This is a genomic window from Flavobacterium sp. FG19, from assembly GCF_057809475.1.
In genome coordinates, this window is the sequence record NZ_JBMDKA010000021.1 from 107,122 (window position 1) to 117,140 (window position 10,019).

Annotated in this window: 13 protein-coding genes and 1 tRNA gene; 2 read left to right on the top strand and 12 right to left on the bottom strand. The window is 29.9% G+C overall.

Features of this window, described 5'->3' with window-relative positions; all coding sequences use genetic code 11:
* Nucleotides 1–310: 310 nt before the first annotated feature.
* From ACODST_RS19465 to ACODST_RS19520, 12 genes are all read right to left on the bottom strand, one after another.
* The gene (locus ACODST_RS19465; protein ID WP_488933751.1) at nucleotides 311–2,461 is read right to left on the bottom strand and encodes a peptidase domain-containing ABC transporter; all 2,151 of its coding nucleotides are present in this window, start codon (nucleotides 2,459–2,461) and stop codon (nucleotides 311–313) included.
* A complete protein-coding gene (locus tag ACODST_RS19470) occupies nucleotides 2,461–3,594 on the bottom strand; it encodes an HlyD family secretion protein (protein ID WP_488933752.1) in 1,134 nt (377 codons plus the stop codon). The genes ACODST_RS19465 and ACODST_RS19470 overlap by 1 nt, the downstream gene beginning before the upstream one ends.
* 142 nt (nucleotides 3,595–3,736) lie before the next feature.
* Nucleotides 3,737–3,892, bottom strand: coding sequence for a hypothetical protein (locus tag ACODST_RS19475; RefSeq protein WP_488933753.1), 156 nt, complete (start codon nucleotides 3,890–3,892; stop codon nucleotides 3,737–3,739).
* Nucleotides 3,893–3,906: 14 nt separating this feature from the next.
* A complete protein-coding gene (locus ACODST_RS19480; protein WP_488933754.1) occupies nucleotides 3,907–4,479 on the bottom strand; it encodes a DUF3267 domain-containing protein in 573 nt (190 codons plus the stop codon).
* 134 nt (nucleotides 4,480–4,613) lie between these two features.
* Nucleotides 4,614–5,036 (bottom strand): hypothetical protein, encoded by a 423-nt coding sequence (locus ACODST_RS19485; RefSeq protein WP_488933755.1) that lies wholly within the window; start codon nucleotides 5,034–5,036, stop codon nucleotides 4,614–4,616.
* Between the two features lie 50 nt (nucleotides 5,037–5,086).
* Nucleotides 5,087–5,218: a hypothetical protein gene (locus ACODST_RS19490; protein WP_488933756.1), complete on the bottom strand. Its 132-nt coding sequence runs from the start codon at nucleotides 5,216–5,218 to the stop codon at nucleotides 5,087–5,089.
* Nucleotides 5,219–5,237: 19 nt separating this feature from the next.
* Nucleotides 5,238–5,399: a class IIb bacteriocin, lactobin A/cerein 7B family gene (locus tag ACODST_RS19495; RefSeq protein WP_488933757.1), complete on the bottom strand. Its 162-nt coding sequence runs from the start codon at nucleotides 5,397–5,399 to the stop codon at nucleotides 5,238–5,240.
* An 832-nt stretch (nucleotides 5,400–6,231) separates the two neighbouring features.
* Nucleotides 6,232–6,363 (bottom strand): hypothetical protein, encoded by a 132-nt coding sequence (locus ACODST_RS19500; protein WP_488933758.1) that lies wholly within the window; start codon nucleotides 6,361–6,363, stop codon nucleotides 6,232–6,234.
* 201 nt (nucleotides 6,364–6,564) lie between these two features.
* A complete protein-coding gene (locus ACODST_RS19505; protein WP_488933759.1) occupies nucleotides 6,565–7,155 on the bottom strand; it encodes a hypothetical protein in 591 nt (196 codons plus the stop codon).
* 58 nt (nucleotides 7,156–7,213) lie between these two features.
* Nucleotides 7,214–7,366 (bottom strand): hypothetical protein, encoded by a 153-nt coding sequence (locus ACODST_RS19510; protein WP_488933760.1) that lies wholly within the window; start codon nucleotides 7,364–7,366, stop codon nucleotides 7,214–7,216.
* A 179-nt stretch (nucleotides 7,367–7,545) separates the two neighbouring features.
* Complete coding sequence (locus ACODST_RS19515) at nucleotides 7,546–7,707, bottom strand: class IIb bacteriocin, lactobin A/cerein 7B family (protein WP_488933761.1); 162 nt, start codon at nucleotides 7,705–7,707, stop codon at nucleotides 7,546–7,548.
* A 66-nt stretch (nucleotides 7,708–7,773) separates the two neighbouring features.
* Nucleotides 7,774–8,094: a hypothetical protein gene (locus tag ACODST_RS19520; RefSeq protein WP_488933762.1), complete on the bottom strand. Its 321-nt coding sequence runs from the start codon at nucleotides 8,092–8,094 to the stop codon at nucleotides 7,774–7,776.
* A gap of 332 nt (nucleotides 8,095–8,426) precedes the next feature.
* Between ACODST_RS19520 and rseP the strand changes: the two genes are divergently transcribed.
* Nucleotides 8,427–9,770: an RIP metalloprotease RseP gene (rseP, locus tag ACODST_RS19525; RefSeq protein ID WP_488933763.1), complete on the top strand. Its 1,344-nt coding sequence runs from the start codon at nucleotides 8,427–8,429 to the stop codon at nucleotides 9,768–9,770.
* An 83-nt stretch (nucleotides 9,771–9,853) separates the two neighbouring features.
* Nucleotides 9,854–9,927 (top strand) — tRNA-Asn (locus ACODST_RS19530).
* The last annotated feature ends 92 nt before the right edge of the window (nucleotides 9,928–10,019 follow it).

Genomic DNA, 10,019 nt, shown 5'->3' on the forward strand with positions numbered 1-10,019 from the left:
TCTGTTTTTTACCTGTTCTTTAAATATAAACCGAATATTTTCTTAGTGCAGGAAACGCCCAAATACGTATTCCGCAAAATAAAAAAATACTAAAAGTCTAATCCCAGTCTTACTTGTTTTACAAACTTAGGTACTATCATAAGTACTATTTTAGCTGCCGTTACATTATAATATTGAGGCACAATATACTAAATTTTAGTTTTCTTCGAAACAAAAAATAATGATTTTTCTTATAATATTATGGTAGTTGCCTTATTTAAAAAGAACTCATTGTTTTCTAAAACATTAGAATAGGACATTTGTAGCAATTTTACAACAGATTCTGTTTATTCCAAAGTTCATAATACTCCGATCTCTGTTCTAATAAATCTAAATGATTTCCCGACTCTACAATAGTTCCATTTTTCATTACCAATATAGTATCAGCATTTGCAATTGTACTCAAACGATGTGCAATAACAATTACTGTTTTTTCTTGTGATTTAAAATCATCTATTGCCTCTTTTACGATTCTTTCCGAATTAGTATCCAATGACGAAGTTGCTTCGTCCATTAATAAAATATCTGGTTTTTTATACAATGCTCTTGCAATTGCAATTCGTTGTTTTTGCCCCCCGGAAAGCATTGTTCCATTTTCGCCTATCTGTGTTTCAAAACCATTGGGCAGTTTTTCAACAAAATCACTAATACCTAATTGTTGCGATAATTCTAAAACTCTTTGGATGTTTGGAAACGAATCTCCTAATGCAATATTTTCGATAATATTTCCAGAAAACAAATTTAATTGCTGAGGAATAACACCAACTATTTTTCTTAAACTTTTATAATGAACAAATTGAACATCTAAATCTCCAATATAAATTTTACCCTCTTTTATCGGATACAAATTTTGAAGCAGAGAAATCAAAGTTGTTTTACCGCTCCCGCTTTCCCCAACTATAGCAGTTGTTTCATTCTTTTTGAATACTGCATTAAAGTTTTTAAAAACCTCCGCACGAGAGCCATATCGAAAAGAAACGTTTTCAAATTTTATATCGCCTAAGTTTTCTTTTGACAGCTCAACTTTATTTTCAGTTTCTTCTCTTTCTAAATCCATTATTTCAAAAAGCCTGTCAGCTGCAATCAAAGCATTTTGGGCTGTTTTATTCATATTAATAAGAGAGGCAACCGGTGAAGTAAAATATCCTATTAAAGCATAAAACGAAAATAATTCTCCGGGAGTAATAGCTCTGTCAATTACATAACCAGAACCAATCCACATTAAAATTACCGTAAAAAGAGAAGCTAAAAATTGTGTAGAAGTGGCAGCGAAAACTACATTTAATCCCGATTTATAGGTGGTAAACAAAAGCTTTACAAATTTATTCTCTGTCTTTAAATTTGAAAATTCTTCTATTCCAAATTCTTTTACAGTTCTAACATGTGTGATGCTTTCGACTAGCTGGGTTTGCAGTTCTGCAGCATTTTCCATAACGTTTCTTTCGACTTTCTTATTGAATTTATTGAGTAAAAAATAAATTAAAACATAAAAAGGGATAACCAAAACAATAACCAAAGCCAGTTTCCAGTAATAGGTAAACATTAAGGCAAATGAAAAAATAACAATGAAAATATTCACAATCATTTCTATTGCAGTTTCATTAATAAAAGACCGGATTTTTACCGCATCATTTATTCTTGAAGTAATTTCTCCTATCTGCATGGTGTCAAAAAAACGCTGTGGTAAATGAAGCAGATGTTTGTAGTAACCTAAGATTAATTTCGCATCTATTAACTGCCCTGTTTTCATGACAAAAATACTTTTCTTTGAGCCAATATAGGCTTGAAGCAAAATAATCGCAATCATTGAAATACTCAGCAAATTCAACAAATTTCTATTGCCATCTACTAAAACATAATCTGTTATTTTTTGGATATAAACAGACATCGCCAATCCTAAAACCGTAAAGACTATTGCCCCAGTTAAAGCCTGAACTAAAACAATCTTATGCGGCTGAATTAAATTCCAAAACCGTTTTATAGGAGAAGTTTTTTCGTTTCTAATTTTAAAATCATCATTTGGAGCAAAAAGAATTAAAACTCCTGACCATATTTTTTGAAATGCTTCAAAAGTGTAGGTTTCCATTTTTCCAAAACCAGGATCCATAACGGTAATGGCAGATTTTTCAACTTTATAGATTACTACATAATGATGATACTGTTCTTTTGTAACAATATGAGCGATAGCCGGAAGCGGAATTTTATTAAGAGAATCGAAACCTCCTTTTACACCTTTTGCGGTAAATCCCATTTTCTCAGCGGCTTCAATTATTCCAAGAACATTGGTGCCCCGCTTATCAGTATTGGCATACTGGCGTATTCTCGCTATAGGAAGATTAACTTTGAAATGGTTTCCAATAGATGCCAGACAAGCAGCACCACAATCTTTAATATCATGCTGTTTTATTTTTATGGAAGCCATTATTTTCGTTGTTTTGGATTTAACCAATCATCAATTTTGTCAAATAACAAATCAAACAGGCTTCTGCGGGTTATAGTATATCTTATGGTTAAAGTCATTCCTTTAGAAACATTGATTTTGTAACCAGATTTTAAATGCAAAGTCTTAGAGTTTAATGCGCATCGCACTTTAAAAAAAGCCTGATCACCCTGTATGGTAATGTTTTTGTCTATATCAATTACTTTTCCTTCCAGTAATCCCCACTGATTGTAATTGAAAGCATCAAGCTGAAATTTTACTTTTTGGTTCTTCCTGATTAAACCTATATCATTTGGAGAAACAGTACTTTCTACAATTAGATGATCAGCCGAAGAAATGACTGCAATAGATTGCGAAGCATTTACAAAAGAACCTTTTTGAATACCTGAATAATTTTCTATTGTGCCAGAAATAGGGGCTAAAACAACATAATTGTTTGACTCAGCATTAATTTTAGCGACTGTTCCGCTATGATTTTTTAAACGCTCCTCTAAATCTCTTTTCTGGTTTTCCCATGTTACTTTTTGCTGACTTATAAAACTTAACATAGCGAGTTTGGCTATTTGCAATTCATGCTCGTATTTTTCAAATTCTGCCTTGGCAATAATTTCTTTATTGTACAAAACTTTATTCCGATCGTAATTTATTTGAGCTTGCGAGATTTTGCTCTGCAGTTCATTTTTACCTGATTGAAATTTAAAAAAATCTTCACGAGCCGTAGAGGTGCGTAAGTACATTGTTTGATTCTTCAAAAGATTTGAAATATCCTGCAGCAGCAATGAAACAGAACGAGACAATGTATCCTGAGTTCCTTTATCGCTTTCGAGGTTTTCTTTAGAGATTTTTAAAAGTGTGTCTCCTCTTTTTACAAAGGCATTATTCTTTAAATTTATCGCCTCCACTCTGCCGTTTACCATTGTAAAAACAGGAACATTATCGGTTTTACTGCGAATTATACCACGGCTCTGACTGCTGATGTCGATTTTAATTACAGGCAGTAATCCTAAAAAAATTAGAATCGCTAAGAGAATAATAAAATAGATTGAAAAACTCTTTGTTTTGTTTTTTGCCCTTAAATTTTCGAGAGTATTTATTGGGTCTGAACTGAAATGCATTATTTAAGATTTAAATATAATTATTAAAAAAAACCAACTGAATAATCCAATAAACAAAAGATTACAGCTAAGAATATTATCAATCCTATAACTTGAATTCATAAAGAGATTGAATTATTTTTGGTATTTTTAAATGTTACATTTAAAACTGTAAAGACCTAAAATCATCGATTATTTTTTTTGCTTCATTATAATCTTCAAAAACCATAATGGAGAAACTTTCAAGTAATGCTTTTAAAACTATTGCTTGCTCTTTACTTCCTTGATAAACGGACAGTCTATTTTGCTGCTCAATCATTTTATTTTATGTATTTAATCAATAATTATAAACCCTACTTTACTTTTATGATCTAAAATATTATGATTTAATCCTACTTTAAGTATCAAATAAGAGTAAATAAAATCTCCAACAGCACCTAAAGTCATCGAAAACCCAATAAATAAAAAAAACAAATTATTATAAAGAAATCCATAGATTGAAGGCAATAAACCTAATATAAAAAAGGGTGCAAGTGCAACAATCAACATTCTTTTTGATGATAAAGGTTCTATACAGTTTGCAAAAGGCATTAAATACTTTTTTAAAAACCCAAATTTCACCGATTCCCATCCTTTTTTTGAAAATAGTGCCATGAAAAAGCCGTGAACAAGTTCATGTAAAATTATTGCCGCAAAAAGAATTAAGTTAGGCATCATTAGAACTAAAAAAGTATTAATTTTTTTGTTATCAGAAACCTGAAATAGTGCTTTTATGCTTTTCAAGTTCTCTGTAAAATGTTCATTCCATGTAAAATATAAAATCAACAAAAAGAGTATAATAATGGGAATGCTTATTATAATTCCTAAAAATTGTACTTTTTTTGAATCAATAGAAATTTCCTTCATTTTCAATTATTTTATAATTTTCAATTTCTAACAACTCTTGTGGAATTTCGATTTTTTCAATCGATATTAGTTCTGTTTCGACAGTTTGCTTCATTAGGTTTAAACATATTTCCGTTTTATTATAAGCTAAAATTTCATTTTGGTCTAACAAAACTCATTAGCTGATTTTTCATGTTAAAATTAAAATAAGCCGAATAAGCTGTCTGGCAAAAATCTGCATTAAAAATTGTTTTTATTACGCATTTAAAAGTGTCATCTTCATTATAATAATTATAAAGATTCGATTCAAATTCAAAAATATTTTCAGAATTTGTTTTTTTAGTTCTCTGAAAAAATCCTATTCTTTTTGAAATAATTTCATTTTGTTTTTGTAAATGCGAAAAATCTATTGGTGATAAATGAAATGTTTCTGAGTTTATTAAATAAATTTTATCATATTTTTTTAGATAAACACTTTTTTTATTTTCTAAAAATATAAGTACGATGGAATCATTTAATAATATTTTTTGTGAAATATTATTTTCTCCAAATCTTAAATTAAACTGTAAAGAGTACATAAACTTATAAGTCATTTTAAGGTGGTGTCTGAAAGACACCACCTGCAAGATTAAATCAATAATGCACAAGCCATACCTGCTGCAAAACATACAATAACGAGACCAATCAATATGCCCCCATCAATGTCAATCATTTCTTCTGTCGATAATGGAGAGACATTTAGTTCTATTAAATTTATCATTTTTATGTTTTTTAGTTATTTAAGAATAATAATACACAATTGCACAACCTACAGCAAAACCTACACACCATGCAGCACCATAAACTAATAAAGGAGCAATCCCTCCTTCAATTTCTTGTTTCTCCCTAGTGTTTAGTTCGACTAAACCACAATCTTCTAAATTTATCATTGTTAGTTCCATAAATTATAAAATTTAAAATGTTAATAAATAAATTAAAACAAAATCATTTTCCCGGGAACATTTTTGTTAAGGCAAACTTATCATACTTCCGTCCAATAAACTTGGACGGAAGTATAAATCACCATTTTTTTTATAGATTCATCATTTTTAATGATTTAAAAGAAAGGAAAATGCCCATAAAAAAATTGATTTATTTTTTGCGAAGGTTTTTATAAGTACTTTTCGAGGCTGAACTGAAATTCATAAACTTTTTACTTATAAAAAACGAAACACTACAATAGCATTTATTGAACTACTGTAGTGTTTGTTATGAGAATACTATAGGTAGAAATTTTGATTGAGAATATACTATTTCAATGTATATAATTATTATAAAAAAATAATTATGAGTTTAGAAACTGACCAATAGCATAACCACACAAGTACGCAAATGCCGCAATAAGGACAGCATATCTGATAATTTTTAAGGCAGGTGTTTCCATAATACTTTTCTTTTTAATTTAAGAAATCTAAAAATAATTTTATTGAGCTATTATCGTGTTTTAACCATTTAATTAATTAGAACAAATAATTACAAACTCTTCCAATTATATAGCCCAGAACATATAATGCAAAAGCTATATAAATGACATATTGAATACTATAGATTTTTCTGTACTTTAACATTACAAACGATTTTAGTTTAACAGGTAATAAATAGTTTTACCCATAACTTTTCCACCGTAGTACGAAAAAATTACTAAACTTAAAGCAGCCGCGATAATTTCTAATTTTATACTAGTTTTCATTTTTACATAGTTTTATAATTATTGTCATTTTTTATCCAAAAATTTTATTTCGCCATGATTCTTCCTAAATAGAACCCTATATAGAATAAAGCAAAGGCTGTAATAAAGAGATAAGAAATAAAACTAAGTGTATTTACTCTTGCATAAAGAGCAATTTTGCTGGTTGTCTTTTTCATGTTTTTCTTTAATAATTAATTTTTTCTTTTTTTGAACTCAAAAATTCTTAAACCCTAGTGATTTACTTTGCCATTAGAGTTCCAATTACAGCGCCTTTTTCAAAAGACCAAATTGAAAGCACCAGAACTACCATAGTTAATAGCATAATTAACCAATATTTTTTATCCGTTTTTTTCATGTTTTTATAATTTTGTTTATATCTAACCTACTTCATAGGTCTTACTAAATTCTTTACTGCTGTTTTTTCTAAATTCTATATATAATTTTCGAAGTAACAAAAACACAAGGAGCAATACAGGAAAAACAAAAATTATAAAATCAAAAAAGTAGTAATCATTTAATAGCAAATAATATTGTATTGCCGTTTGATTATTTTGATTGTATAAACTTGCCCAACAATTATTTAATGAAAATACAATGCTCGTAGTTATTACAAAAACAGGAATGCAGGATCCAAACAAAACAAGTATTTTTTTTAAATTAAAATAAGTAAGCCAATCTTTTATTTTTGAGGTGGATTTATCGAAAAAAAATAAATTGAAATATTCTTTTAAATTAGTTGCTTTTATAAAAAACAAACTTTTATTTTTAACATAAAACACATAACAGGCTACTAAGAGAAGTGCCAAAATCACTTCCATTAAAAAGAAAGTTTCCATCTCCATTCCCGTCATTTTTACAATAAGATTCTGTTCTTCTTTTTGAAAATTTTTAATACCTGCTTTTGTTGTATATAAATCTATTACTCTAAAAAGAAAGATTAATATGCTTACGAGGAATACCTTTTTCATACTAAAAAAAAATTTAGATGAGGAATCTAAAAAATCCCTCATCTAAAAATAAACTTGTTTACCAAGAATAAACCATATCATATGCATTTGAGACACCAGATAAATATGCGTGACCCGAGAATCTAATAAATTCACCTACTCTGTACGCAAAGGTTGCACCTCCACAAATTTCATTTGCTTCTTCTATTGTTATTTCTTCCAAATTTTCCATATTAAATTATTTTAGTTAAAAAATTTCTTAATAAATCCTTCTATAGAATCCCATCGTGAAAAAACAAATAAAAGAAAAACAAAAAGTATAATTTTAAAAAAAACATTTATCATTCTCTTTTTTCCGGTTAATTTACCTTGATTTTTCATAATAATTCTATTAAATTTTTTAAGACATAATTAATTTTTACAAGGCAGACCTTTTAGTCCTCTCTCAAAATTATCCCAATCTGCTATACATGCAGTCGCAATAGCTCCAAGAACTACTAACCAGATTCCTCCCTCAATTTCTTGTACTTCCTGAGTATTGAGCTCTACTAAATTTAATTCTTCTAAATTCATAGTTCTTAAATTTTAAATGGTTAATTAATAAATTTCAACAAAATCATTTTCCCGGGAACGTTTTTGTTAAGGCAAACTTATCATAGTTCCGTCCAATAAACTTGGACGGAAGTAAGAACCTCCAAAAATTTCTCTAGATTCATCATTTTTAATGATTTTAAGTGATAAATTAAATACCAGTTCAAATGGGGTTTCGTAGTAAAAGGTCTGTCTTTTTTTACAGTATTTAAGAGGAGCATCCAATTCTTTAATTACCTCTAATTGGTTATAAAGCTGGCTCCTGCTTAAATGCAGTTTTCGGGCAAAAACAGTAGGTGCCCCTGTTTTTTCCCCACAAATTAGTTTGTGGATCCTTTTTATCCTTTCAATTTGTTTAATAAAATTCATGACATGAAGTTTAAAAATTAATAAATAATGTGATGTTTTCATTTTTTTTTACTAGTTAATAATTGTCATGTTTTTATGGAATCATGAAAGTAAAATGGAAAGTTTTAAAACCGGAAGAAAATAAGTTTTTAAAGTATCAGAATAAGACATTTGTAACAATCTGTACAAAAGAATTACTAATAACCAGAGTCTAAAAATGATGTTTATAATGCCATAGTAAAAACTAAGAACAATTATTAACAAACATTTAAAACCTTAAGTATTATATTGCGGTCTTAAATTAAATCAGAAAACGCTACTTTTGTGCGTTAAATACGAACTAAAAAAACAAAATGGATATAGTTATCAAACTTTCTCAATTTCTATTGAGTTTATCTTTACTTATTATTCTTCACGAATTAGGACATTTTATTCCTGCTAAAATATTTAAAACCAGAGTCGAAAAATTTTACTTGTTTTTTGATGTCAAATATTCCCTTTTAAAAAAGAAAATCGGCGAAACAGAATACGGAATCGGATGGCTGCCGCTTGGAGGTTATGTAAAGATCTCGGGTATGATTGACGAAAGTATGGACAAGGAGCAAATGGCACTTCCGCCGCAGCCCTGGGAATTTCGTACTAAACCGGCATGGCAGCGTTTAATTATTATGCTGGGCGGTGTTACGGTTAACTTTATTCTGGCCTTTATTATTTATATAGGAATGGCTTTTGCTTACGGAGACACTTATATTGCTAATGCCGATATAAAAGACGGTATCTGGGTTGAAAATCCAGTAATGGCTAAAGCGGGCTTTAAAACCGGAGATAAACTAATTTCTATTAACGGAAAAAAAGTAGAAAATTACGACAGTAATTTAAACATGAATATCATCATGGCTCAACATGTAGTGGTTGAGAGAAACGGAAAACAGGAAACCATCAATATCCCTCAGGATTTTGTTGACCAGTTATCAAAACATGAAAAAGGGATGCTGGTATCGCTTCGAATTCCTTTTGCTATTGGAAAAGTAGCCGAAGATTCTCCAAACCAAAACTTAAAACCAAAAGACATCATTCTTTCGTTAAACGGAACAAAGGTTAAATATTTTGACGAGGCGAAAACAATTCTCGAAGCCTATAAAGGAAAAACAATCCCGGCAGTCATTTTACGTGATTTAAAAGAAACAACCATAAATGTAAAAGTTTCTGCTACAGGAAAACTAGGCGTAAACCCTGGCGGATTAGATATAAAAACGCTTGAAAAACTGGGTTACTATAAAGTAAGCACCAAAGAATACAGTTTCTTCGAATCGATTCCGGTGGGAATCCAAAAAGGAAAAGATCAGTTAGTAGGTTATGGAAAACAGCTGAAAATGATTTTTAACCCGGAAACAAAAGCATACAAACAAGTGGGTGGTTTTGCTGCGATTTACAATATTTTTCCAAGTTACTGGAGCTGGGAAACCTTTTGGTCTATCACCGCTTTATTATCAATTATGCTTGGGGTAATGAATTTATTGCCAATTCCGGCTCTTGACGGCGGTCATGTGATGTTTTTATTATATGAAATGATCAGCGGTAAAAAACCAAGCGATAAATTCCTTGAAAACGCTCAAATGGTTGGTTTCGTATTACTTATCGCATTGCTTTTATTTGCTAACGGTAACGACATTTACAAGGCAATTGTGGGCAGGTAAAAAAATTTGATAAAAAGAGTGAAAATGTTTTTGAGAAACTAAAAATAGTTTTATATTTGCACTCGCTAAAAAGAGCAACAACTTCCTCCTTAGCTCAGTTGGTTAGAGCATCTGACTGTTAATCAGAGGGTCCTTGGTTCGAGCCCAAGAGGGGGAGCAACTTTTTTTAGCAAACATATTTACCTTTAAGGTGATTCCTCCTTAGCTCAGTTGGTTAGAGCATCTGACTGTTAATCAGAGGGTCCTTGG

Bases quoted from the DNA above. Each gene is read 5' to 3' on its own strand.
- ACODST_RS19465 (WP_488933751.1), bottom strand. From the start codon at position 2,461: ATGGCTTCCATAAAAATAAAACAGCATGATATTAAAGATTGTGGTGCT.
- ACODST_RS19470 (WP_488933752.1), bottom strand. From the start codon at position 3,594: ATGCATTTCAGTTCAGACCCAATAAATACTCTCGAAAATTTAAGGGCA.
- ACODST_RS19475 (WP_488933753.1), bottom strand. From the start codon at position 3,892: ATGATTGAGCAGCAAAATAGACTGTCCGTTTATCAAGGAAGTAAAGAG.
- ACODST_RS19480 (WP_488933754.1), bottom strand. From the start codon at position 4,479: ATGAAGGAAATTTCTATTGATTCAAAAAAAGTACAATTTTTAGGAATT.
- ACODST_RS19485 (WP_488933755.1), bottom strand. From the start codon at position 5,036: ATGTACTCTTTACAGTTTAATTTAAGATTTGGAGAAAATAATATTTCA.
- ACODST_RS19490 (WP_488933756.1), bottom strand. From the start codon at position 5,218: ATGATAAATTTAATAGAACTAAATGTCTCTCCATTATCGACAGAAGAA.
- ACODST_RS19495 (WP_488933757.1), bottom strand. From the start codon at position 5,399: ATGGAACTAACAATGATAAATTTAGAAGATTGTGGTTTAGTCGAACTA.
- ACODST_RS19500 (WP_488933758.1), bottom strand. From the start codon at position 6,363: ATGAAAAAGACAACCAGCAAAATTGCTCTTTATGCAAGAGTAAATACA.
- ACODST_RS19505 (WP_488933759.1), bottom strand. From the start codon at position 7,155: ATGAAAAAGGTATTCCTCGTAAGCATATTAATCTTTCTTTTTAGAGTA.
- ACODST_RS19510 (WP_488933760.1), bottom strand. From the start codon at position 7,366: ATGGAAAATTTGGAAGAAATAACAATAGAAGAAGCAAATGAAATTTGT.
- ACODST_RS19515 (WP_488933761.1), bottom strand. From the start codon at position 7,707: ATGAATTTAGAAGAATTAAATTTAGTAGAGCTCAATACTCAGGAAGTA.
- ACODST_RS19520 (WP_488933762.1), bottom strand. From the start codon at position 8,094: ATGAATTTTATTAAACAAATTGAAAGGATAAAAAGGATCCACAAACTA.
- rseP (WP_488933763.1), top strand. From the start codon at position 8,427: ATGGATATAGTTATCAAACTTTCTCAATTTCTATTGAGTTTATCTTTA.